General features: G+C 59.3%; 23 protein-coding genes and 1 tRNA gene. 17 read left to right on the top strand and 7 right to left on the bottom strand.

Annotated elements, in window-relative coordinates:
• The first annotated feature begins 22 nt into the window (after nt 1–22).
• A complete protein-coding gene (locus tag ACSHXH_RS10440; protein WP_435671730.1) occupies nt 23–1,066 on the top strand; it encodes an aldo/keto reductase in 1,044 nt (347 codons plus the stop codon).
• Nucleotides 1,067–1,100: 34 nt separating this feature from the next.
• Here the strand turns inward: ACSHXH_RS10440 and ACSHXH_RS10445 are convergent, their stop codons facing one another.
• A complete protein-coding gene (locus ACSHXH_RS10445) occupies nt 1,101–2,366 on the bottom strand; it encodes an MFS transporter (protein WP_435671731.1) in 1,266 nt (421 codons plus the stop codon).
• A gap of 101 nt (nt 2,367–2,467) precedes the next feature.
• On the bottom strand, nt 2,468–3,319 hold the full coding sequence (locus tag ACSHXH_RS10450; RefSeq protein ID WP_435671732.1) for a helix-turn-helix domain-containing protein: 852 nt from the start codon (nt 3,317–3,319) through the stop codon (nt 2,468–2,470).
• Between the two features lie 120 nt (nt 3,320–3,439).
• Here ACSHXH_RS10450 and ACSHXH_RS10455 point away from each other — a divergent pair, with 120 nt between their 5' ends.
• A complete protein-coding gene (locus ACSHXH_RS10455; protein ID WP_435671733.1) occupies nt 3,440–4,372 on the top strand; it encodes a fatty acid desaturase in 933 nt (310 codons plus the stop codon).
• 16 nt (nt 4,373–4,388) lie between these two features.
• Here ACSHXH_RS10455 and ACSHXH_RS10460 read toward each other — a convergent pair whose 3' ends face one another.
• Nucleotides 4,389–5,162: an NUDIX hydrolase gene (locus ACSHXH_RS10460; protein WP_435671734.1), complete on the bottom strand. Its 774-nt coding sequence runs from the start codon at nt 5,160–5,162 to the stop codon at nt 4,389–4,391.
• Nucleotides 5,120–5,515: a DUF983 domain-containing protein gene (locus tag ACSHXH_RS10465; protein ID WP_435671735.1), complete on the bottom strand. Its 396-nt coding sequence runs from the start codon at nt 5,513–5,515 to the stop codon at nt 5,120–5,122. The genes ACSHXH_RS10460 and ACSHXH_RS10465 overlap by 43 nt, the downstream gene beginning before the upstream one ends.
• Before the next feature lie 230 nt (nt 5,516–5,745).
• Between ACSHXH_RS10465 and ACSHXH_RS10470 the strand changes: the two genes are divergently transcribed.
• From ACSHXH_RS10470 to ACSHXH_RS10485, 4 genes are all read left to right on the top strand, one after another.
• Nucleotides 5,746–6,225: an EF-hand domain-containing protein gene (locus ACSHXH_RS10470; protein ID WP_435671736.1), complete on the top strand. Its 480-nt coding sequence runs from the start codon at nt 5,746–5,748 to the stop codon at nt 6,223–6,225.
• 84 nt (nt 6,226–6,309) lie between these two features.
• Nucleotides 6,310–6,909, top strand: coding sequence for a sigma-70 family RNA polymerase sigma factor (locus ACSHXH_RS10475; RefSeq protein ID WP_435671737.1), 600 nt, complete (start codon nt 6,310–6,312; stop codon nt 6,907–6,909).
• A complete protein-coding gene (locus ACSHXH_RS10480) occupies nt 6,884–7,225 on the top strand; it encodes a hypothetical protein (RefSeq protein WP_435671738.1) in 342 nt (113 codons plus the stop codon). Before ACSHXH_RS10475 ends, ACSHXH_RS10480 begins: the two co-directional genes overlap by 26 nt.
• 1 nt (nt 7,226) lies before the next feature.
• The gene (locus ACSHXH_RS10485) at nt 7,227–7,709 is read left to right on the top strand and encodes a periplasmic heavy metal sensor (protein WP_435671739.1); all 483 of its coding nucleotides are present in this window, start codon (nt 7,227–7,229) and stop codon (nt 7,707–7,709) included.
• Nucleotides 7,710–7,715: 6 nt separating this feature from the next.
• Here ACSHXH_RS10485 and ACSHXH_RS10490 read toward each other — a convergent pair whose 3' ends face one another.
• On the bottom strand, nt 7,716–9,131 hold the full coding sequence (locus ACSHXH_RS10490) for a diguanylate cyclase (protein ID WP_435671740.1): 1,416 nt from the start codon (nt 9,129–9,131) through the stop codon (nt 7,716–7,718).
• Nucleotides 9,132–9,221: 90 nt separating this feature from the next.
• Here ACSHXH_RS10490 and ACSHXH_RS10495 point away from each other — a divergent pair, with 90 nt between their 5' ends.
• From ACSHXH_RS10495 to ACSHXH_RS10525, 7 genes are all read left to right on the top strand, one after another.
• On the top strand, nt 9,222–9,506 hold the full coding sequence (locus ACSHXH_RS10495; protein WP_435671741.1) for a DUF3572 domain-containing protein: 285 nt from the start codon (nt 9,222–9,224) through the stop codon (nt 9,504–9,506).
• Nucleotides 9,503–10,255 carry an HAD family hydrolase gene (locus tag ACSHXH_RS10500; RefSeq protein WP_435671742.1) on the top strand — a complete coding sequence of 251 codons (753 nt, stop codon included), beginning with the start codon at nt 9,503–9,505 and terminating at the stop codon, nt 10,253–10,255. Before ACSHXH_RS10495 ends, ACSHXH_RS10500 begins: the two co-directional genes overlap by 4 nt.
• Before the next feature lie 47 nt (nt 10,256–10,302).
• Nucleotides 10,303–11,862 (top strand): trimethylamine methyltransferase family protein, encoded by a 1,560-nt coding sequence (locus ACSHXH_RS10505; RefSeq protein ID WP_435671743.1) that lies wholly within the window; start codon nt 10,303–10,305, stop codon nt 11,860–11,862.
• 68 nt (nt 11,863–11,930) lie between these two features.
• The gene (locus ACSHXH_RS10510; protein WP_435671744.1) at nt 11,931–12,530 is read left to right on the top strand and encodes a heme NO-binding domain-containing protein; all 600 of its coding nucleotides are present in this window, start codon (nt 11,931–11,933) and stop codon (nt 12,528–12,530) included.
• Nucleotides 12,527–13,540: a diguanylate cyclase domain-containing protein gene (locus tag ACSHXH_RS10515; protein ID WP_435671745.1), complete on the top strand. Its 1,014-nt coding sequence runs from the start codon at nt 12,527–12,529 to the stop codon at nt 13,538–13,540. Before ACSHXH_RS10510 ends, ACSHXH_RS10515 begins: the two co-directional genes overlap by 4 nt.
• A gap of 13 nt (nt 13,541–13,553) precedes the next feature.
• Nucleotides 13,554–14,957 carry a mechanosensitive ion channel domain-containing protein gene (locus tag ACSHXH_RS10520; protein WP_435671746.1) on the top strand — a complete coding sequence of 468 codons (1,404 nt, stop codon included), beginning with the start codon at nt 13,554–13,556 and terminating at the stop codon, nt 14,955–14,957.
• A 64-nt stretch (nt 14,958–15,021) separates the two neighbouring features.
• Nucleotides 15,022–15,096, top strand: a tRNA-Gln gene (locus ACSHXH_RS10525).
• Between the two features lie 147 nt (nt 15,097–15,243).
• Here ACSHXH_RS10525 and ACSHXH_RS10530 read toward each other — a convergent pair.
• Nucleotides 15,244–16,671 carry a sensor histidine kinase gene (locus ACSHXH_RS10530; protein WP_435671747.1) on the bottom strand — a complete coding sequence of 476 codons (1,428 nt, stop codon included), beginning with the start codon at nt 16,669–16,671 and terminating at the stop codon, nt 15,244–15,246.
• Nucleotides 16,668–17,405, bottom strand: coding sequence for a response regulator transcription factor (locus ACSHXH_RS10535; protein WP_435671748.1), 738 nt, complete (start codon nt 17,403–17,405; stop codon nt 16,668–16,670). Before ACSHXH_RS10535 ends, ACSHXH_RS10530 begins: the two co-directional genes overlap by 4 nt.
• A 226-nt stretch (nt 17,406–17,631) precedes the next feature.
• On the opposite strand from ACSHXH_RS10535, the gene ACSHXH_RS10540 reads away from it, so the two are divergent.
• Genes ACSHXH_RS10540 through ACSHXH_RS10555 form a run of 4 tightly spaced genes read left to right on the top strand, consistent with a single transcriptional unit; the run spans nt 17,632 to nt 21,791 of the window.
• On the top strand, nt 17,632–18,873 hold the full coding sequence (locus tag ACSHXH_RS10540; protein ID WP_435671749.1) for an ABC transporter substrate-binding protein: 1,242 nt from the start codon (nt 17,632–17,634) through the stop codon (nt 18,871–18,873).
• 57 nt (nt 18,874–18,930) lie between these two features.
• Nucleotides 18,931–19,803 carry a carbohydrate ABC transporter permease gene (locus ACSHXH_RS10545; RefSeq protein WP_435671750.1) on the top strand — a complete coding sequence of 291 codons (873 nt, stop codon included), beginning with the start codon at nt 18,931–18,933 and terminating at the stop codon, nt 19,801–19,803.
• The gene (locus ACSHXH_RS10550; protein ID WP_435671751.1) at nt 19,796–20,689 is read left to right on the top strand and encodes a carbohydrate ABC transporter permease; all 894 of its coding nucleotides are present in this window, start codon (nt 19,796–19,798) and stop codon (nt 20,687–20,689) included. The genes ACSHXH_RS10545 and ACSHXH_RS10550 overlap by 8 nt, the downstream gene beginning before the upstream one ends.
• A 4-nt stretch (nt 20,690–20,693) precedes the next feature.
• Complete coding sequence (locus ACSHXH_RS10555; protein WP_435671752.1) at nt 20,694–21,791, top strand: ABC transporter ATP-binding protein; 1,098 nt, start codon at nt 20,694–20,696, stop codon at nt 21,789–21,791.
• Nucleotides 21,792–21,793 lie beyond the last annotated feature (2 nt).

The raw sequence follows: 21,793 nt of genomic DNA on the forward strand, positions 1-21,793 counted from the left end.
AATCATTCTGAGGGACTGCGCGATGAAGATGAACCGACTGGGCAAAACTGATCTTGAGGTGTCCGAACTGTGCCTTGGCACGATGACCTTTGGCAACCAGACCCCGCAATCGGACGCACATCGCCAGATGGATATGGCACTTGAGGCGGGGATCAATTTCCTTGATGCCGCCGAGATGTACCCGGTCAATCCGATCGCAAAGGAAACCATTGGCCTGACAGAAGAAATTCTTGGCAATTGGTTTGAAAAGACCGGACGCCGGAACGACTACGTCCTTGCCACCAAACATTCCGGTGCTGGCATGCAGCACGTCCGGGACGGTGCCCCGATCACAAGCGAAACGATCCCTGACGCGGTTGCAGACTCGTTGCGGCGGCTCAAGGTGGATCACATTGATCTCTACCAACTGCATTGGCCCAATCGCGGGTCTTATATGTTCCGCCAGAACTGGACGTTTGATCCGTCTTCGCAGGACCGGACATCCACGTTGCAAAACATGGCCGACGTTCTGGGCGCGCTGGGCCGCGAGATTGAAAAGGGCCATATCCGGCATATTGGTCTGTCCAACGAAAGCACCTGGGGCACTGCCATGTGGTTGCGCGTCGCCGAGGCAATGGCCGGACCCCGCATGGAGACGATCCAGAACGAATATTCGCTGATGTGCCGTTTGGCGGATACGGACCTGGCCGAACTGATGGTGAATGAAGAGGTCTCGCTTCTGCCATTTTCACCGCTGGCGGCGGGTCTTCTGACAGGCAAATACCAGAATGGTGCGGTGCCGGACGGTTCGCGCATGTCGCTGAATGACAATCTGGGCGGGCGCAAAACGGACCGCGCCTTTGAGGCGGTGGCCGCCTATGCAAAGGTGGCTGATCAGGCGGGACTTGACCTGGCGTTGATGGCGCTCGCGTGGTCGGCGCAGCGGCCCTTTGTGGCCTCGTCGATCTTTGGCGCAACCACCTCTGATCAATTGGCGCATCTGCTCAAAGCAGCGGATATGAGCTTGGACGGTGATGTGCTCATGATGCTCGACGACACGCACAAGCAACATCCGATGCCCTACTGACGCGGTCAGGCTGAGGGCCTGAAAAGATCGTTGCCTACGCCCGCTGAGAGGTCAGGCGCGGCGTAGGCTCGACTGGGGTTTCGGGCACCGGGATCTGCCGTTTGCCCGTCTTGCCCAGTCGGACCGGCAGCCTGCTCGACAGGGCCCAAGCGCCCAGCAATGCGGTCGCCCCCGCGCCAAAGATCGCGGCAACCGGGGCCACCAGCAGCACCAGCCACGCCACCCCCGGCGTAAGAATGCCCGAGACATCGCGGAAACTGGAATAGACCGCCGACATCTCTGTGCGCTCGGATGGTTTGACGGCCAAAAGGAACGGTAACCCGGCAGAGACATCCAGCAGGATGAGGAAAAACGATCCAAGCATCAGGCACAAAACCGCGATCCATGGCAGGCCCGACATAAGCGCTGCGAGGCCAAACAGCAGGCCGGCCACCAAGAAGCCCGTGCGTACCGCATAGCGGATCGACCGGCGTTGCATCCAGCGCAGCATGAACGGGGTCACAAACAGCGCCGCGTTGGAAATCGAAAGCGCGATACCACCAAGCTGATCACCCAGACCGGACTTGATCGCAAAAATTGGCAGGTACACCACGTAGACCCACCACCCACAGGACCGGATGACCGCGAACAGCCACCCCGCGACAAGGCGCGGCTGCGCGAAAAAGCGGGGCAGGTATCCCAGCGGGTTCGTCGGCGCGGCGCGGCTTTTGGTGATCAGCTTGCCATTGCCCATGCGCATGGCCAGAAACATCATCATCATGGTGAAGGCCGCTGCTGCGGCAACAAGGAACGGCGCAGGTTCCCACCAGTGCAACAGGATTACGCCCAGCGCCGGGCCAAGCGTCCAGCCGGCCGCGCTGTAGAACATGCGCGAGGTTTCACAGCGCCCCAACTCGATCTTGGCGATGTAATCAAGGACATAGGCGTTGAAGCACACAAAGGTTGTGACCGTCGCAATCGAGGTCAGTGCCAACCCCACGATGGTTGATGACGCCGATCCGTCGATGGCCAGAAGCGACCCGGCCACAAAGCACAAACAGCCGCAGACATAGACCCAACGGCGCGGAACAAACCGCGCAAGGAACGGGACCAACAGCCCGGTCACAAGCGACACGATCCCGATCATGAAATAGACTTGCGACACCACGGCGGCGTCTTGCAAGGCTTTGTACATCTGCAACGGAAAGACCGAAATCAGAATGCCGCGCGCCACCGCTTCGGCGGCGGCCAGCATGGCAAACCCCCGAACGCTGGGGGCCGGGGCATGGCGAAGCCATTCGGGTATTCGTCGTTCGTGCATAGGTGGCCTTGCGTGTCGTGAGCCAACCCTAGGGAATTGCGCCTGTGATGCAGTGCTGTCTGCGACCCGATGTCGTTTCTGGCTGTCAGGTTGCCCGCGCCTTAGCCCTGCAATGTCTTTAGCAGCGTGGACAGGTGATCGGGGAACGCGCGCGCTGTGATGTGGGCTTCGCGGACCAGATGATCGAAATGATCCGAGAATGCCCGCACCCGCTGGGTGTCCCGGAAGGCAAGGTAATTGCTGCCGACATAGATCACCGACAAAAGCGGGCCGAACACCGTGATCGGGGCCGAGAAAAGCTTCCGCGCGTCGAACAGGTAGAGCCGCAGGCGCGGATACAGCGCTGTCGTCAAATCCAGCCAATGTATGATCTGCTCTCGGCGTAGATCAATCGGCAGGCCCTCGTAGTAGCCGGTGCCTGCAACAAAGCTGTGCAATTCGTAAAGCGGCATGGCGATTTCATAATCCGACGCCGATTGGCGCATCCATGTCAACCTGTTTGCCGATGACGTGATCGCCTGTGCCGCCGTGCGCCCCAGATGTGGCCCATATTCCCAGTTCAGAAACTCGTTGGTCTTGAGCATATCGGGAAGGGCGGCCGGGACATGTCGGATCTTGTAGCCATCCGCTTCGCGGTGCCAATCAAAGATTTGTTGGTCACCCAAGGCGCGGGGCGCATTTGTCAGGGTCAACGCACTGGCCAGAAGTTCAGCCGCGTTTTCAGGATGTTCGGCAAGGCCCAACAGCCAATCTGCTGACACTCCGAGTACGCTTGCACAGGCCCCGACCACATGGGCGTTTGGCAGACGTGCGGCATCGTCGCGCAGCAGTTGGGAAATCGTGGACCGGTCTACACCGGTGCGCCGTGCCAATGCGCTTTGCGTGATGCCCGCACGCGTGATCGCAATCACAAGCCGCGTGCGGAACAGATCGGCGCGGTGGCGTTTATCCATGGGGTTAAACTCTCAGATGGTGATAAAATTCACCATACAAGATAATTGTGCACTGTATCCAGAATTCTGTGTCTCTGGCGAATGGCGTAGAGTCGGGGTTGGGAACACACGGGAATAAACATGACGGATATGTCTTTGCCGCGTTCGGCAAAGTTTGGACGCGCGGCAGAATGGCCAACGGTCGTGATGCTGGCTCTGACCTATGGGATTTGGACGCTCGCCACGATCTGGATTGCAGAAATGTCTGTCCTGTTGGCCATTGTCCTGTGTGCCCTGGCAGGTGTGCAGCATTCATCGTTGTCCCATGAGGCCCTACACGGTCATCCGACCCCGAACACGTTCGTCAATGCTGTGCTTGTCTTTCCGGCTTTGACGCTGTTCGTGCCCTATCTGCGGTTTCGGGACACCCACATTGCGCATCACCGGGATGAATCGCTGACCGATCCCTATGATGATCCCGAAAGCAATTATCTTGCCCCGGCAGTCTGGGCACGTTTGCCGAACTGGCGCAAAGCGCTGTGCCGGGCCAACAACACGCTGGCGGGGCGTTTGATCATCGGTCCCGTTCTTGGCCAGATCGCGTTTATGCACACCGATTGGACGTTGATCCGCGGCGGGGATCGTCGGGTTCTGCTGGGGTGGGTATTGCACGTTCCCGCGGTGGCGATCGTGATCTGGTGGATGGCATCACTGGCCGCGATGCCGATCTGGGCATGGCTGGTGTCGGTCTATCTGTCGCTGTCACTGCTCAAGCTGCGGACCTTTCTGGAACATCAGGCGCATGATCGCAGCTTGGCGCGTACGGCGATTGTCGAAGATCGGGGTCTGTTTGGCCTGTTGTTCTTGCACAACAACCTGCATGTCGTGCACCACCTGCACCCCAAAGTGCCTTGGTACGGCTTGCCAGCGCTGTATCAGAACCGTCGCGCGCAGTACCTCGCGTCAAACGAGGGCTATCGCTACGACACCTATCTTGAGGTCGCGCGCAAACACCTGTTCCGGGCCAAAGACCCGGTTCCGCACCCGCTTTATCGGGATGGACACGGAAACTGATCCTGATCCTTGTCCTCTAGTCCGACAGAGGCCGCCCATAGAGTCGCAGGAACAGGCTTTCCTCGTCATTGTTGCGAAAGAACGGCACCGACGCAGGCGGATTGAGATCCGCTGCACGCGCGGCCACTTCGGCCAGAACAACTTCGGTGATGAAGGGCAGATCAAACGCGCGCACCTTGTCCAACTCAATCCATTGCAGATGTACCAACTCGTCCGACGCTGCCGAGAAATCATCAGGATCGCTGGCCAGTTCGTCTGCATCCAGCAGGAAGAAGCGCGCATCAAAGCGCCGGGGCCGACCCGGAGGCGTGATGGCGCGGAACACGAATTGCAAAGGCGCTGCGTTTGGCAGATGTCCGTGCGCGGCAAAGTCGCGCCAATTGTCCGGGGGCGCGTCCCAAACACCCGGCTGTCCGAGGATTTGGCCGGTCTCTTCCCAAAGCTCGCGGATGGCGGCCGCGGCAAGGGCCGCCGCGCGATCCAGTGGGGAATCGTCGATCAATCGGCTGGTGCAGACTGCCGACAAGGGGGCGGCAAAGGGCACGGTCGCATCCTCGACATCCACCGCGCCGCCGGGAAACACGAACTTGTTGGGCATGAACGCCGCCTTCGCGCCGCGTTGCCCCATAAGCACGCTGGGCCGATGATCGCGGTCCCGCAGGACGATCACCGTCGCGGCATCCCGGATGGCGCTTTTGTCGATATTCGGTGCTTCGGTCACGCGCGACCCTTTCTGTGGCGAAAGGATCAGGTCGCGCCGTCGGCGAACCCGTGCATCTGCCGTGCCCATTGGAAGGCCACGATTGCCCCTTTCAATCTGGGCAGAAGGTAGAGCGTCAGGGCGACACAGCCAACCGCGAAGATTGTGAACAGGACCAATGGCTCTGGCCGAAAGGTGACAAACACCGTGTGCAAAAGTGGGGCCATCAAGTGGCCGACGATCAGAATCGTCAAATAGGCCGGGCCATCATCAGCGCGGTGGTGGTGCAGTTCCTGCCGGCAGACAGGGCAGCTGTCGCGCACTGTCAGGTATCCGCTCAGCAGCGGTCCGCTGCCGCATTTCGGGCATTTCCGGCGCCAGCCTTTGCGCACGGCGGGCCATGTCGGACGTTCGTCCTGCTCAGTCATATGTGATGTCGTCATGTTCGCTCTCCCGATCTCAAAATGACGGGGGCACCCGGCGATGAACAGTCGTCAAACTGTCCTTGCGTCTGGATGTCGCAAAGCTGCGGGCGAAAAAAGTTTTGCATTTTGCGACGGAACCTCAGGCGCGGTGCGTGAAACGTAGTGGATGCCAAGACAACACGCTCCGTCTTGGTCCAATCGTTATCAGACCCGGCACATAGGCCGGAGATAAAGGGAAAGACATGACAATGAACAAGCAGGTTTCCGCACTCGTTATCGCCGCTTTGGTTGCAACCGGCGCTGCGTCATCCGTGTTCGCACAGGATGATGCGGTGCGCAGCGAACAGCGCGCACAGATGTTTTCGCAGCTTGATGCAAACGGTGATGGCGTTGTCTCTGCCGAGGAATTCGCCAACCCGCCCAGCCGGTTCGAGTTGGCGGATGCCAACAGCGACGGTGTTCTGAGCGCCGAAGAGCTTGCCGCCATTGGCAATCAGCGTGCCCAAGAGAGGGTCGCGCGGATGATGGATCGTCTGGACGCGAATGATGATGGTGCGCTGTCAGAAGAGGAATTCACTGCACGGCGCGGGGCCGCGCGCATGTTTGACCGCCTTGACGCAAACGATGACGGGGCGATCAGTGCAGAAGAGTTCGCAGAAATGCGGATGCAGGATCATCGCGGCAAGCGCAGTGATCACGGGGGCAACACGCGGCATTCCGACCGCTGACCCGAGGCGCAAGACCCAAGCGGTGCATGTGCAGCGCTTGGATCGCCTGATAGACTGAACCGAACACGTCAACCGCGCGGTGGAATGACCCAGAGCCAGATAGATCCTGCCGCAGAAGCGGCGCTTCTCAAAGCCTATGCCGCCGGGGATGCCTCAGCGGCGCGGACGCTCGCGTCATCCTATACGCCGCTTGTGTTTGCGCATGCCGTCCGGATGCTCAATGACCGGGCCGAGGCCGAAGACGTGGCGCAAGAGGCGATGCTGCGGTTGTGGCGGCAGGCTCCGGCCTGGGATGCGCAGGGCGGTGCATTGGTGCGGACGTGGCTTTACCGGGTGACGGCCAATCTGTGCATCGACCGGTTGCGCAAGGCGCGGCCAAACGAGTTGCCAGAGGATTTCGATCTTGCGGATGACCGGCCTGGCATTGAAGCGCAGTTGCAGACCAAGGCCCGGCACATGGCGCTGGACGAGGCGTTGATGCAATTGCCGGACCGCCAAAGGCAGGCGGTGGTGCTGCGTCATATCGACGGTTTGGGCAATACCGAGATTGCCCAGATCATGGACATTGGGCCGCGTGCGGTGGAAAGTCTGACCGCGCGCGGCAAACGGGCTTTGACCGCACTTCTGAGCGGCCAGCGTAAAGACTTGGGGTATACAGATGACACAGTCCAAACCTCCGTTTGACGATCCGCTTGATGCGGTGTTTGCCGACGCGCGCCGGACGCCACCTGCTGTGCCCGACGATCTGATGGCGCGGGTGATTGCGGATGCGATGGCCGAGATGCCATTGAAAACAAAGGTGTCCCCATGGGGACACATCCTTGGGCCTCTGGGTGGCTGGCCTGCGATTGCCGGGCTTGCCATGACCGCCTGCGTGGGTGTCTGGGCCGGGGGCACCCTGACGGATGATCTGATGATGACGCTGTCCCCAACAGAAAGCGCTTTGGTTGAAACAGGCACTGGGCTGGGTGCCTTTGACCTTTTGCTGGTGGATGGGTGATATGGCGGAGGTGACATCATCAAAAACCCCGTTGTGGTTGCGGCTGACAGTGTTGGCTTCGTTTGCGGTCAACCTCTTGGTTCTGGGCGGGGTCGTTGGCTTTCTCACGTTGGGGGGGCCTGATCGCCAGGCAGATCGGAACCGCGCGGATGTTGGTTCGTTCTACACCCGTGCCCTGACCGAAGAGGACCGTCGCGCGTTGCGCCGGGATTTTATGGCAAGTCTGGCAGACAGCGGCCGCGACCGGGGAGCTGTGATCGCGGATGTGCAAGCCAGCCTTGATGCGTTGCGGGCCACGCCCTTCGATCCCGCTGCATTTGCCAATGCCATGGCGGACCAATCGGCCCGCCGTTTGCAACGCGAAGAGGTGGGCCGCCGTCTATTGGCCGACCGGATCGCAGCGATGAGCGATGCAGACCGAGCGGCGTATGCCGATCGGATCGAAAAGCGGTTGGCCAATTTCTCAGAGCGCCTACGGCGCTGACCGGTCTTACAATGCGTGACGGTCAATGCTGTGCGCGTTGCGCGTGGGCATCTGTTGCGCGTCTTGTGAGGTTGCGAGTTGGATGCGATTGCGTCCATCGCGCTTGGCCCCGAACAGGGCATTGTCGGCAGCGCGCACCAGATCCTTGGTCAACAAACGGTCCATCCGGCGCGCATAGGCGACCCCGATGCTGATCGTGGCGCGGACATGGGTGCCGTCCTCGATGGCTTTGGGTGTGCGGGCCACGGCATTGCGCAACCGCAACGCGACGCTGCGCGCCTGCGCAGGGCCAACGTCGGGGAGAACGATAAGGAATTCCTCACCGCCGTAGCGGGCCAAGAAATCTCCGTCCCGCAGATTGTCCTTCAGCAGTGCTGAAATATGGGCAAGGATTTCGTCACCGGCGGGATGGCCATGATTGTCATTGATCGCCTTGAAGTGGTCGATATCCGCCAGCAACAGCGCAAGTGGACGAGGATGCTCAAGAAGGGCCCTGTCTGTCTTGGCCAGATAGGCTTCCATCGCGGCACGGTTGTTCAGCTTTGTCACAGGATCAGTATAGGCCTTTTCGCCCAGTTCGGTCGCGGTTTTGCGGGCGCGGTCCGCGTCATGCTTGCGCCGGGCCAATTGCCGGAGACGGAGCGCCAGTTCCGTGGCCGAGACCAACAGCGGGGCCTGATCATGCGCACCCAGATCAAGCGGAGACGCCCCGGCCATTTGCCTGTCGGTCAGAAACAGGATGCGGCTGTGGCGGCTGTTGGGGTGGGATTGCAACGTGCCCAACAGGTCGCGCGTGTCCGTGCCGTGATCGGTCTCGTACAGAACGTGGATGTCGGTGTCCGTTTCTTGCTGACGGCGTGCATTTTGGGGATTTGTCAGGTGGATTTCGAAACCGGTATCTTCAGCGATTGCGGGAATATAGCGGGCAAGGTCCGAGGACGCGTTCGGGACCACGAAGGTCACAACCGTTTTGGGCATGAAATCGGGTACGGGTTCGGCCAGACCGGGAGAAGAGACGGTGTTGCCGTGCTGCACTGTGTCTTCTGCGGTTTGCCTGATCCGCATGAAATTACGCAGTCTCGCCCGAAGGTCTGCCGGGTCTGACTGATGGTCGATCACATCATGTGCCCCGGCAATCAGGGCGCTGATCCGGGCTGAATGGTTTTCGCGGGCGACCGCAACCACGATGGTGGTCAACTGGGTTTTGTTGTGCGCCCGCAAGGTTTTGCAGAAGTTTCGAAGGCGCAAGCCCGGCAAGTCGTCGGCGATGATGACGACGTCCGGCGCATCCTCGCGGATTTTCAGCAACCCTTCAGCCTGCGTTTCGGCCAGATCGACGGCATAGGCTGAGGTATCCAACTGCGCGCGCAAGTGAATGCGGCGGTTGGACAGGGCATCTATGATCAGGACATGACCGGACACGAAAACTCCGAACGGGTGACGTCTGTTAAGACTTTGATCACCAATTCATTGCCGCTATTGGTTAAAAAAGAGTTTGGGAAATGATTAAAAATGACACTTTCTCAAAGTGGCGCAGAACAGATAGCGTTGGAAGCCATTGTTTGGCTGGCTGGAAATGATGAGCTTTTGCCAGTTTTCATGGGCTCAACCGGGGCGGATGAGGCTGCGTTTCGGGATGGGCTTGGAAACACCGAATTTCAGGCATCGGTTCTAGATTTTCTCATGATGGACGACGCGTGGGTTATCGCGTTTTGTGACACCAAGGGTATTCCTTATGACCGCTTGATGCAGGCGCGGGCGGCGTTGCCGGGTGGTCAGCAGGTGCATTGGACATGATCCGCCGCCAGATCGACGCGATTGTGTTCGACAAGGACGGCACCTTGTTCGATTTTGGCGCAACCTGGAACGTCTGGGCGTCCAACCTGTTATTGCGATTGGCCAAAGGCGACAGGTCGCACGCCGCCGCACTGGGCGCGCGGATCGCCTATGATTTGGACCGCCAGACTTTTTCCCCGGACAGTTGCGCTATTGCCGGAACACCGGATGACATTGTCGAGGCGCTGCTTCCCGCAGTTCCGCATTTGACCCGGACAGAGCTTGTCGGGTTGATCAATGACGAAGCCGAATCCGCGCCCATGCGCGAGGCTGTGCCACTTGCGCCCTTGATGGACCGCTTTCTGGCGCAGGGCCTGCGGCTTGGGGTAGTCACGAATGATGCAGAACGTCCGGCGCTGGCGCATCTTGAAACTGCCGGGGTTCTCGGGCGGTTTGACTTTTTCGCGGGATCGGACAGCGGGTTTGGAGCCAAACCGGCGCCCGGGCAGTTGCATGCTTTTTGCGCGGCAACAGGCGTTGCGCCGGACCGCGCGGTGATGGTGGGCGACAGCACCCATGATCTGATCGCCGGTCGGGCCGCAGGCATGTGGACGGTTGCGGTTTTGACTGGCATCGCCAAGGCCGAAGTGCTTGCGCCCCATGCGGATGTGGTGCTGCCCGATATCGGGCATTTGCCCGACTGGCTTGGGTTCGACGATCTTGCATCAGTGCCCAAAAGCGACGGGAACAGTCGTGTTCCGGCAGGATAACACGTCGATGTGAGGCCTAGCTAAAGGGGCAACACAGGAGACGTTCCATGACCGAAGCCATCACACGCAAACGCCGCAGCGGAGGTCGCTCTGGTCATGCCGTGCGACGTGGATCGTCCGTGATCGAACAGCTTCCTTGGTCGCTTCCTGTCAACATTGATCGCCCGACCGAACCACTCAGCCAAGAGGGGGTGCAGCGCATCCACGACACGGCGATGGTGATTCTCGAAGAGCTGGGGATCGAGTTTCTGAACCCCAAGGCGGTGCAGATCCTGGGCGACGCGGGCTGTACAGTGACGGGCGAAAACGTCCGGATGGACAGGGATTTCGTTATGGAATGGGTGGGCAAGGCCCCGCCGTCCTTTACGATCACGCCGCGCAACCCGGCGCGCCAGATCACCGTTGGTGACGGGCATATCCTTTTTGGCAACGTGTCGTCACCGCCGAACTACTGGGACATGGAGGTCGGTCGCAAGGTGCCCGGCACCCGCGAGATGTGCCGCAATTTCCTTAAGTTGTCGCAATATTTCAACTGCATCCATTTCGTTGGTGGTTACCCGGTTGAACCCGTCGATGTGCATGCCAGCGTCCGGCATCTGGATGTGCTCTATGACAAGCTCACGCTGACGGACAAGGTTGCCCATGCCTATTCGCTGGGCAAGGAGCGCGTCGAGGACGTGATGGAGATGGTGCGCATTGCGGGTGGATTGAGCCACGAAGAATTCGAGGCCACGCCCCGGATGTATACGAACATCAACTCGACCTCACCGTTGAAGCATGACTATCCGATGATGGACGGCTGGATGCGCTGTGCCGCGCGCGGTCAGGGCTGTATTGTCACGCCGTTCACGCTGGCCGGGGCCATGGCTCCTGTGACAATGGCGGGGGCGGTTGCGCAATCGCTGGCCGAAGGGCTTAGCGCGATTGTGCTGGCCCAGATCATCCGTCCCGGCGCGCCCTGCGCCATTGGCACCTTCACATCAAATGTGGATATGAAATCCGGCGCGCCCGCCTTTGGCACACCCGAATACATGCGCGCGACGCAGATGACCGGCCAGATGGCGCGGTTCTATGGTCTGCCGCTGCGGTCGTCGGGGGTCTGTGCAGCGAACGTGCCGGACGGTCAGGCGATGTGGGAAACCGAACACAGTCTGTGGGCGGCGATCCAGTCCGGCACGAACTTGGTGTACCATGCGGCAGGGTGGCTTGAGGGGGGACTGATCGCCAGCCCCGAAAAGTTCGTCATGGATTGCGAGGTGATCCAGCAGATGATCCGTTATATGGATCCCGCGATCTGTGATGTGAGCGATGATGGTCTGGGCCTTGAAGCCATCCGCGAAGTGGGCAGCAATGGCCACTTCTTTGGCACCAAGCACACTCAGGAACGCTATACGACCGCATTCTACCAGCCGTTCTTGTCGGATTGGAAAAACTACGAGGCCTGGGAGGCTGCCGGGAGCGTCTGGACCGCCGAACGCGCGCATGTGGTGTACAAAGCGATCCTTGAAGAATTCGAAGCGCCGCCGATGGATGCAGCCATTCACGAAGAGCTGGCTGATTTCGTCGCGCGCCGCAAAGCCGAAGGCGGGGCACCGACAGATTTCTAAACTTTGACAGGTTTGCCGATTGTTAAGGTCGTCATGCCAATCTGCGCGGTGAAGCAAAGGCGCAGAACATGCATGGTTTGATTTTTCGGACGGTTGAGGCGTTCATCTCGGATGGGTTTGGGGCGGATGTCTGGGCAAAGGCTGTGGCTTTGGCCGAACTGGATGTCACCTCGTTCGAGGCGATGCTGCAATATGATGCGGCCTACTTTCCAATGCTGTTGAGCGGTTGCGCGCAGGTGCTTGATCGGTCTGAGGCTGTTATTCTTGAAGACGTCGGCACCTATCTGATCACGCATCAGAATCACGCATCGGTTCGCCGCCTCATGCGATTCGGCGGTGATACCTTTTCCGAATTGATGCATGCGTTGGATGATCTTCCCGGGCGCACCCGTTTGGCTGTGTCCGGTTTAGATCTTCCGCAAATCTGCGTGCGCGAACCCATCCCCCACCACTTTACGATACAATGTCAGGGACGGCCTGTTGGCTTTGGGCATGTTCTTGTCGGGTTGCTGCGGGCGATGGCGGATGATTACGGCACGCTTGCGGTGCTGGATCACCAAGGCATCCGTGACGGCGCAGAGATCATTGATGTCCGGGTGGTTGAGGCATTTTTTGCCGAGGATCGGGGGTTTTCACTGGCCGATGCAGGCAGGGGTGAAACGCCATGATCCCGGCATTGACCCTTTTGGGGCTGCTGCGCCCGTTGCATGTCTGCGTCGGCATGACCGGGCATATCGGTCAGGTTGGGGTCAGCGTTGCAAAACTGGGCGCAGGGTGTCTGACCGGGACGCGGTTTCTCGAAACCTTCGAAATCCTGCGGCCCGCTCAGCCGTCCGACATGGGCGGCCTGCGTGCCTTGGCGGGACAGGTTCTCAAACTTAGGTTGCGGGCAGAGCCGGGTATCATCTTGCGGGGGCTGGTGGTCGACGACCAAGCGGGCGGCGTGATCGTGGATATGTCCTTTGGCATTGCGGTGGTGGATGCCGTGCAGCATTTTGGTCTGACCGCCCGCGATTTTGCCCCCAGCGATCTGGCGGTTGAGCTTTTGTTCCTGCAAGAAGCGAAATCAAGTGCGATGGCCGCGTCTTTCAGCCTGAATTCCCGGTTGAACGGCGCGCGACTTGCGGCGGAAACCGAAGCCATGACCGATGGCCTGACGGGGCTGCACAACCGCCGAGCGCTGGAAAGTGCAATGGCGCGCCTTGGCCAATCGGATACCGAATATGCTGTGCTCAACTTGGATCTGGATCGGTTCAAACAGGTGAATGACACAATGGGTCATGCCGTTGGGGACGCGGTGCTGCTGCGTGTGGCGACAGCTATGCGCGCGCAGACCCGGCAAGACGATCTTTTGGTCCGTGCGGGAGGCGATGAATTCGTGATTGTCTGTCCGGGTCTTGATGATCGGACGCGCCTGAATGATCTCTCGGCGTCTTTGATCCAAGCCGTGTCAGCCCCCATGCAGATCGATGGACAGGATGTTGCAGTGGGGGCCAGTATCGGTATTGCGGTTTCCCAATCCGAGGCGCGCGTTGACCCCGAAACCCTGATCGCCCGCGCGGATGTGGCGCTTTACGCGGCCAAACGGTCTGGGCGCGGGCAACATGTGTTCTGGTCCCCGGCGATGGGGCAGAGCTTGTCCGAGCTCGAATTGCCCGAAGCGACGACGCAAGCCTAGGGATCGACGGCTCTTGAAACCCAAAGACCCGTGGCGCAAGGTTGCTGGCATGGGCTTTGTTCTCCGCCTCGTTTTGCTTTTGAACCTGTCTGCCGTCACCATGATCGCAGAGCCCCTGTATGCGCAGGCCACGGATCAACCCACTGGTCCCATCACTGTTGATGACAGTGCGGACCAAGACGCGGCCATTGCGCGGCGCATCCGCGAAATCCTGACCGAACTGGACGGTTATGAAGATGTCACAGTCACTGTCAATTCGGGCATCGTGACCCTGCAGGGCACCGCGCTTGATGGCGCGGCGTTGACCCGCCTGAACGAGATTTCGGGACGGGTGCAAGGTGTCGTGACCATTCAGAACGATGTGCAGGAAACCACCGATGTTGTAAGGCGTCTGGATCCGGCCATTGAACGGTTTCGGACCCGATCTGAACAGCTCATCAATTATCTGCCTTTGGCCGGCATAGGTATTGCAGCCTTCGCGCTGGTGGTAGCGGTTGGATATCTGATCGCTGGGCTGCGTCGCCCTTGGGACAGGCTTGCGCCGAATGCGTTCATTGCCGACATCTACCGTCAGGTGATCCGCATTGCGTTCATCCTGGGCGGGCTGGTGATTGCGCTTGATATTCTTGGGGCTGCCGCGCTGTTGTCGACCATCCTTGGCGCGGCCGGGATCATCGGCCTCGCCATCGGGTTTGCGGTGCGCGACACGGTCGAAAATTTTATCGCGTCGATCATGCTGTCGATTCGCCAGCCCTTTCGCCCGAATGATCAGGTCGAGATTGAGGGGGATATCGGCAAGGTCATTCGCCTGACCAGCCGCGCGACAATCCTGTTGAGCTTTGACGGGAATCACATTCGCATCCCAAATTCGACTGTCTTCAAAAGCCGGATCGTTAATTACACGCGCAATGACGAACGCCGCTTCGTGATCAGCCTTGGTGTGGCCTATGATACGGACTTTGCCCGCGCGCAGGATCTTGCTCTGCAAACCGTGTCGTCGCTGCCCTTTGTGATCCACGAACCGGCGCCGGCGGTGTGGATCGAAACACTGGGTGACAGCGCTGTGATCCTTCAGGTCGCGGGCTGGATCAGACAGCATGAAACCTCATATCTTAAAGCGCGCAGCGAGGCGTGGCGACTGTGTATGGCAGCGTTTGATCAGGCGGGTATTGTCATGCCGGAAACCACTTTGCGCGTTGTCGGGGTCGGTGATGGTGCCATCGCGCCCGTGCCAGAGCTCAGCGAAGTTCCTGCTGTTCAAACAGCAAGATTGGATGCGGCAGCGGTGGCTGCCGTTGCGGCATCCGTGGGCGATGTTGAGGCCGCGATGGACAAGGAATTGGAGCGCATCGTGGCCACCGAACGGGCCGAAAAACAGGGGAATGATCTTCTCAAGAAAGATGCCTTGGAAGAGTGAGTGATTTTTCGGTTTTAGGGGTCTTGATCCCGCCACCGTAGCGGCGTAGACAGCGCCCCACAGTTGGGGTGTAGCCAAGTGGTAAGGCAACGGTTTTTGGTACCGTGTACCGTAGGTTCGAATCCTACCACCCCAGCCAGTTTTCATAAAATGACCAAAGTTTCTTGAAACGCCTTCGGTCGATCAACCGGCTCGCCTGGATATGGCGTTTTTGGCCAAGCCACCTGGGACTGGGCGGCAATGATGTCTTGAGATGTCACGCCAGGGGTTAAACCCGCGCAGTCGGTCAGCCCCGCAGCACCGTGATCCGCGCGCGCAGTCCGGTTCTCCCGTTTTCAAAACTCAGGCTGCCGCCGTGTAGGGCGGCGATGGTGGCAACGATAGACAGGCCAAGGCCATGCCCGTTGATATAGCTGGTGTTTTCGCCCCGCTCGAACGGCGCGATCAGGGCATCGATGTCTTCTGCTGATGTCTCTGATCCATCGTCCTCAATGATGATTGTCGCCGTGCGCGCGTCGGTTTCAAGCTCAAGTCGCGCGCTACGTCCGTATTTCAGTGCGTTGTCGATCAGGTTCGTGATGGCCCGTTCCAGCGCAATTGGCCGACCGTTGATGATGATCTGGCGTCCCGCCGCAACCACGCTTTGGCCGGGCCGGGAGATGAACAGCGACCGCCCGCCCTGAACGACCACGTCTTTTTGTGGGGTCAGGGATACAGGTTCGCTGACATCCTGATAGTCTGATACGATCGTTTCGACGAGCGCGTTCAGTGACAGTTTTCGAGGCGCTTCGGCGTTCATTTCGGTGCGGGTATAGGTCAGCGCACTTTCAATGATTCCGGTCATGGAATCGATGTCGGATTCAAGCTTTTTGCGCAGGGTTTCATCCTGAATCAGCGCAGTGCGCAGCCGGAGCCGTGTGGCGGGGGTGCCAAGGTCGTGGCTCACGCTGGATAGGACCGCAGCGCGATTGGCGAGCTGCGTGCGTTCGGCCTCAAGAAACGCATTGAGCGATGCCACGATATCGCGCAATTCTCTCGGCCCCGTCGCCTCATAACTGTCCGGGCCCCCAAAGCGGCGGTTGCTGAACGCCTGTGCGAAGGTGTCAAAGGCCTGCGTGGTGTTGCCGATATGGGTGACCAACGCGCCGACCGCGATCAGGGCAAGCAGAACCGCGATCAGCCGCAGGTCATGGGGGGCGGCATCGCAGCCCCAAACGACGCTCCCATCTATGCGCTGCCACGGCCCATCGCCATATCGGGCGAACAGCACCGGATCGCTGCAATAGGTGGCGAACAGCCGGGTCAACGCTGCAAGCTGCGCTGACGCGCTGGGCACTTTGTCGGCCTCAATATCCGCCACCGGATAGCGCAGAACATCCGACACCGCGCCGAGGCGCAAACCGCTTTCGGTGCCTTGCAGCGACAGCACGGTCACGTAGGCGGGGTGCGGCGTGTTGGAAATCCGTTCGAATTTTCCGCTTTCCGCCAAGACTGCATCTGGTTCTGAGACCGGGCGGATGGTGATGCCGGGGTAGGTGGTCTGCCCGGTGCGCAAAGCCTCGTAGGTCATCAGACCGGCGTTTTGCGCGTTAGCAAGGTGAGTTGCCCACGATTTGGACGCCTGAAACCAAACCGCTGTGCACAGTGCGCTTGTGACCATAGCAATGGCCACCCAGACCAAGGCCAGTGTGCGCAGCCGGATCGCACGCATCATCCTCCGTCCTCTGCTTTCACGTCGGCGGCAAAAACATAACCGACGCCGCGTTCGGTGCGGATCATTTCGGGCGATTTGGGGTCAGGTTCGATCTTGGAGCGAAGCCGCCCGACCAGCACGTCAATGGCGCGACCTGTTGCGTCGGGTTGATCCTGATCGCCGGTAACATCAAGGGCGGTGGCGATTTCCTGTCGGGTCAGTGGGATGTGTGGGTTGGCCAGCAACACCTTCAACAGCGCGGTCTCGCGGCGGGACAGCGACACCTGATAGCCGTCCGGGGATCGCACTTCGTCTTGTTTGCCATCATAGACCCAACCGCCAAAGGTGAAGGTCTGAATCCTGCGTCGGTATATCAGCGATGAGGACCTCCGCGCCCGGGACAGCACCGCCCGCACCCGTGCGAGCAGCAATTCGGGATTGAACGGCTTGGCCACGTAATCGTCCGCGCCAGTCTCGTATCCGGCCATGCGCTGATGATCGGCTGACAGGGCAGAGACCATGATGATCGGCACGTCGTGATCGCGTCGCAGGGTTTTGCAAATTTCAAGCCCGCTTTCATCGCCCAGCATGACATCGAGCAAAACAAGGTCAATGCGGGCGTCTTCGAGGTGACGGTGGACCTCGGCCTCGGTTGCGGCGGGTAGGGCGATACAGCCGTTCTGCCGCAGATATTGGCTCATCATCTGACGCATGTCGGGGTCGTCATCGACCACAAGGATTCTTGGAATCGCCACCTGTCGCTCTCTTCCCGTCGCGGCGCATCGCGCTGCTGCCCCGATCCTTGTATGTAACAACAGGAAACGAAATCCCGTCCAGTGTAACAGCGTGTAACGAGAGTGTGAAAAATCTGCATCCGGTTTTGGAAAACCCGCCATGACGTGATTGCAATGCTCAGGCCAGTTTCGTCAAACATGTACACCTGATGTCCAAAGTGGCACAGAGTTTGGGAGGACTATACACATGAAATCCGTATTTTTTGGCGCTGTCTCCGCCACCGCACTTATCGCATCTGTAGGTCACGCAGAGCCTCAGGCAGAAGTTCTGCATTGGTGGACATCCGGCGGTGAGGCCAAATCGGTTGCCGTGCTGCAAGAAGAATTCGCCGCTCAGGGTGGCACATGGACCGATATGCCCGTCGCTGGTGGCGGTGGTGATGCCGCGATGACCGCGTTGCGTGCGCGCGTGCTTTCGGGCAACGCGCCGACGGCTGTGCAACTCAAGGGCCCGGCGATCCAGGAATGGTACGAAGAGGGCGTTCTGGCCGACATTTCAGCCGTGGCCGAAGCGCAGGGCTGGGCCGATGTTCTGCCCGCGTCCATCGCGGGTCACATGCAGTGCGAAGGCACATGGTGTGCAGCCCCTGTGAACGTTCACCGCGTTGACTGGATCTGGGCAAATGCCGACGTGCTTGAAGCCAACGGCATCGAGATGCCCAACACATGGGACGAATTCAACGCCGCTGCTGAAAAGCTTCAAGCTGCTGGTATCATCCCGCTCGCCCATGGTGGTCAGTCTTGGCAGGACGCAACCGTTTTTGAGGCGGTCGCGCTTGGCGTTCTTGGGGCAGACGGGTTCCGCAAGGCATTTGTCGATCTCGACATGGACACGCTCAAATCTGACGAGATGAAAGCCGTCTTTGACCAGATGCGCACCATGCGCGGCTATGTCGATGACAATTTCTCTGGTCGTGACTGGAACCTTGCCACAGCGATGGTCATGAACGGCGAAGCGGCGTTCCAGATCATGGGCGATTGGGCCAAGGGCGAGTTCATGGCCGCGGGCAAAGTGCCGGGCGAAGATTTCCTGTGCGCGTCGGTTCCGGGTGATGGCTTTCTCTACAACGTGGACAGCTTTGCCATGTTCACTGTCGATGGTGACGACAAGAAAGCCGGGCAAGACCTGCTGGCGGAATTGATCGTCGGTCAGAACTTCCAGAAGGTGTTCAACCTCAACAAAGGGTCGATCCCGGCGCGCACCGACGTGTCACTGGACGAGTTCGACAGCTGTGCACACCTGTCCGCCAAGGATATGACGGAAAGCTCGGACAACGGCTCTCTCCTGCCCAGCTATGCCCATGGCATGGCGCTGCGCGGTGCGCAGGCCGGTGCAATCACCGATGTTGTGACGGCACATTTCAACTCTGACATGTCGTCGGACGATGCCGTCAACATGCTGGTCGACGCCGTCACCAACAGCATGTAACCGCAACCTCCCGCCCCAAAGCACCCGCTTGGGGCGGGACTTTCAGGGACAGATCCAATGACCAAGTGGCTTGAAGAAAACATGCCCAAATTGGTACTGGCGCCCTCGTTCATCGCAGTTCTGATCTTTGTCTATGGCTTTATTGTCTGGACCGCCTGGGTCTCTCTGACGCGATCGCGCCTGCTTCCAAGATATGACATCGAAGGCTTTATTCAGTACGATCGGCTGTTTGCGTCCCCGCGTTGGGACACCGCGCTGAACAACCTGTTCATCTTTGGGTTCCTGTTCATCGTGATTGCGATGGTGCTGGGTTTGGTGCTGGCGATCTTGCTGGACCAGAACATCCGCACCGAAGGCGCGTTGCGCACGATCTATCTCTATCCAATGGCGCTTTCCATGATCGTCACGGGTACGGCGTGGAAATGGATTCTCAATCCGGGCCTCGGCATACAGGCCATGGTGCGCGGTTGGGGTTATGAGGACTTTACGTTCGACTGGCTCGTGAACCCGGACATGGCGATCTACACCATTGTTCTGGCCGCGATCTGGCAAAGCTCGGGCTTTGTAATGGCGTTGTTTCTGGCGGGGCTGCGATCTGTCGATGGCGAAATCATCAAAGCCGCGCAAGTCGATGGCATTCCAACATGGCGCATCTACACCGCGATTATCATTCCATCGATGGCCCCAATCTTTCTGTCGGCGTTCATTGTGCTGTCGCACCTTGCCATCAAGAGCTTTGATCTTGTCATCGCGCTCACGGGTGGCGGCCCCGGCTATGCGACGGATTTGCCAGCAACCTACATGTACGCAATGGCGTTTTCGCGCGGCGACATCGGTCAGGCAGCAAGCTCTGCCATGATCATGATGATGGTCGTTTTCACGATTGTCGTGCCGTACCTTTATTCAGAGCTGAGGACAAAAGATGACTGATGTGCCGATGTCACCGTCCCAAGGCCAAAGCCGAACTGGCAAGATCATTCTGCGCTGGGTGCTGTATATTGCGCTTGGTCTGTTTGCCCTGTTTTACCTGATGCCGCTTTTCGTGATGGTTACAACATCGCTGAAAAGCCTTGATGAAATCCGCACGGGCGACCTCATCGCCCTGCCGCGCGCGGTGACGTTTGATGCATGGCGCACGGCGTGGTCGGGGGCCTGTACGGGCGTGCAATGCGAAGGCATGCAGCCCTATTTCTGGAACTCAATGCTGATCGCCATTCCGGGCGTTGCCATATCGACCCTGCTGGGCGCGATGAACGGCTATGTCATTGCCCAGTGGCGGTTTCGCGGGTCCAACATCATCTTTTCGCTGATGCTGTTCGGCTGCTTCATCCCGTTTCAGGTGGTGCTTTTGCCAATGGCGCGGACGCTTGGACTCATGGGGATTGCGGGCACCATTCCGGGGCTGATCTTTGTCCATGTGATCTACGGCATCGGGTTCACGACGCTGTTTTTCCGCAACTACTATGTGTCAATCCCATCGGAACTGACCAAGGCAGCCAAGGTGGACGGGGCAGGGTTTTTCCGGATCTTCTGGTCGATCTTCCTGCCGCTGTCTTTGCCGATCATCGTGGTGACCGTCATTTGGCAGTTCACCCAGATCTGGAACGACTTTTTGTTTGGTGTGTCGTTTAGTCAGGCGGGCACCCAACCCGTGACAGTCGCACTCAACAACATCGTCAACTCGACCACTGGCGTCAAAGAATACAATGTCGATATGGCCGCCGCGATCATCGCCGCCCTGCCGACCCTGTTTGTCTATGTCGTCGCCGGCAAGTATTTCATCCGCGGTCTGACCGCCGGATCCGTGAAAGGATAATCCCATGTCTCCGATCCTGGACATCAAGAACCTCTACAAAAGCTATGGAAGCACGGAGATTCTCAAGGACATCAACGTGTCGATCGAACCGGGCGATTTTCTTGTGCTTGTCGGCCCGTCGGGCTGCGGCAAGTCCACGCTTTTGAACTGCATCGCCGGGCTTGAACCGATCACCGGCGGGGCCATCAGCATTGGCGGCAAGGACATGACCCAAGTCAGCCCAAAGGACCGCGACATTGCGATGGTGTTCCAGTCCTACGCTTTGTATCCGACCATGACCGTTGCCAAGAACATCACCTTTGGCATGAAGGTGCGGGGAGTGGATCAGGCCACGCAGGACCGCAAGCTGGCGCAGGTGGCGGCGCAGTTGCAGATCGAAGCATTGCTCAACCGGCGTCCGGGGCAGTTGTCCGGGGGTCAGCGGCAGCGCGTTGCGATGGGCCGGGCGCTGGTGCGTGATCCCAAGCTGTTTCTTTTTGACGAACCGCTGTCCAACCTAGATGCCAAACTGCGGGTCGAAATGCGGACCGAGATCAAAGCCCTGCACCAGAACCTTGGCGCGTCGATGGTTTATGTGACCCACGACCAGATCGAGGCGATGACACTGGCCACCAAGATCGTCGTGATGAAGGGCGGTGTGATCCAGCAGATCGGATCTCCGGCAGAGATTTATAACCGCCCAGCGAACCTGTTTGTGGCCGATTTCATGGGCAGCCCTGCGATGAACCTGATCCCGGCCAAAGCACATCGCGCTGCCGAAGGCACCCGGATCGAGATTTCCCGTAAATCAGGTGATCCCATTGTTTTGACCGACATCAACAATCGCGATCTGCCCGAAGACGTGATCCTTGGTGTACGCCCCGAAGACATTGCTGATCCCGAATTGCGCGGGTCCGACGCGACGCAAGCGGCCGATTTCATGATCGACATTGTCGAACCTGCGGGCGCCGACACGTTTGCTGTGATGCAGTTGGGCGGCAAACACGTCACCGCGCGTTTGCATTCAGAAACCACAGCCCGCGCCGGTGAGCAAAAGCGCCTGTCCTTTGATCTGGGAAAGGTGTCGTATTTCGCACCCGAAACCGGGCTGCGGCTAAACTGAGC

This window comes from Marivita sp. (assembly GCF_051251565.1).
Taxonomy (GTDB): domain Bacteria; phylum Pseudomonadota; class Alphaproteobacteria; order Rhodobacterales; family Rhodobacteraceae; genus Marivita.

Excerpts from the sequence above, each read along its gene's own strand:
- ACSHXH_RS10440 (WP_435671730.1), top strand. The coding sequence starts at position 23 with ATGAAGATGAACCGACTGGGCAAAACTGATCTTGAGGTGTCCGAACTG.
- ACSHXH_RS10445 (WP_435671731.1), bottom strand. The coding sequence starts at position 2,366 with ATGCACGAACGACGAATACCCGAATGGCTTCGCCATGCCCCGGCCCCC.
- ACSHXH_RS10450 (WP_435671732.1), bottom strand. The coding sequence starts at position 3,319 with ATGGATAAACGCCACCGCGCCGATCTGTTCCGCACGCGGCTTGTGATT.
- ACSHXH_RS10455 (WP_435671733.1), top strand. The coding sequence starts at position 3,440 with ATGACGGATATGTCTTTGCCGCGTTCGGCAAAGTTTGGACGCGCGGCA.
- ACSHXH_RS10460 (WP_435671734.1), bottom strand. The coding sequence starts at position 5,162 with ATGGGCACGGCAGATGCACGGGTTCGCCGACGGCGCGACCTGATCCTT.
- ACSHXH_RS10465 (WP_435671735.1), bottom strand. The coding sequence starts at position 5,515 with ATGACGACATCACATATGACTGAGCAGGACGAACGTCCGACATGGCCC.
- ACSHXH_RS10470 (WP_435671736.1), top strand. The coding sequence starts at position 5,746 with ATGAACAAGCAGGTTTCCGCACTCGTTATCGCCGCTTTGGTTGCAACC.
- ACSHXH_RS10475 (WP_435671737.1), top strand. The coding sequence starts at position 6,310 with ATGACCCAGAGCCAGATAGATCCTGCCGCAGAAGCGGCGCTTCTCAAA.
- ACSHXH_RS10480 (WP_435671738.1), top strand. The coding sequence starts at position 6,884 with ATGACACAGTCCAAACCTCCGTTTGACGATCCGCTTGATGCGGTGTTT.
- ACSHXH_RS10485 (WP_435671739.1), top strand. The coding sequence starts at position 7,227 with ATGGCGGAGGTGACATCATCAAAAACCCCGTTGTGGTTGCGGCTGACA.
- ACSHXH_RS10495 (WP_435671741.1), top strand. The coding sequence starts at position 9,222 with ATGACACTTTCTCAAAGTGGCGCAGAACAGATAGCGTTGGAAGCCATT.
- ACSHXH_RS10500 (WP_435671742.1), top strand. The coding sequence starts at position 9,503 with ATGATCCGCCGCCAGATCGACGCGATTGTGTTCGACAAGGACGGCACC.
- ACSHXH_RS10505 (WP_435671743.1), top strand. The coding sequence starts at position 10,303 with ATGACCGAAGCCATCACACGCAAACGCCGCAGCGGAGGTCGCTCTGGT.
- ACSHXH_RS10510 (WP_435671744.1), top strand. The coding sequence starts at position 11,931 with ATGCATGGTTTGATTTTTCGGACGGTTGAGGCGTTCATCTCGGATGGG.
- ACSHXH_RS10515 (WP_435671745.1), top strand. The coding sequence starts at position 12,527 with ATGATCCCGGCATTGACCCTTTTGGGGCTGCTGCGCCCGTTGCATGTC.
- ACSHXH_RS10530 (WP_435671747.1), bottom strand. The coding sequence starts at position 16,671 with ATGATGCGTGCGATCCGGCTGCGCACACTGGCCTTGGTCTGGGTGGCC.
- ACSHXH_RS10540 (WP_435671749.1), top strand. The coding sequence starts at position 17,632 with ATGAAATCCGTATTTTTTGGCGCTGTCTCCGCCACCGCACTTATCGCA.
- ACSHXH_RS10545 (WP_435671750.1), top strand. The coding sequence starts at position 18,931 with ATGACCAAGTGGCTTGAAGAAAACATGCCCAAATTGGTACTGGCGCCC.
- ACSHXH_RS10550 (WP_435671751.1), top strand. The coding sequence starts at position 19,796 with ATGACTGATGTGCCGATGTCACCGTCCCAAGGCCAAAGCCGAACTGGC.
- ACSHXH_RS10555 (WP_435671752.1), top strand. The coding sequence starts at position 20,694 with ATGTCTCCGATCCTGGACATCAAGAACCTCTACAAAAGCTATGGAAGC.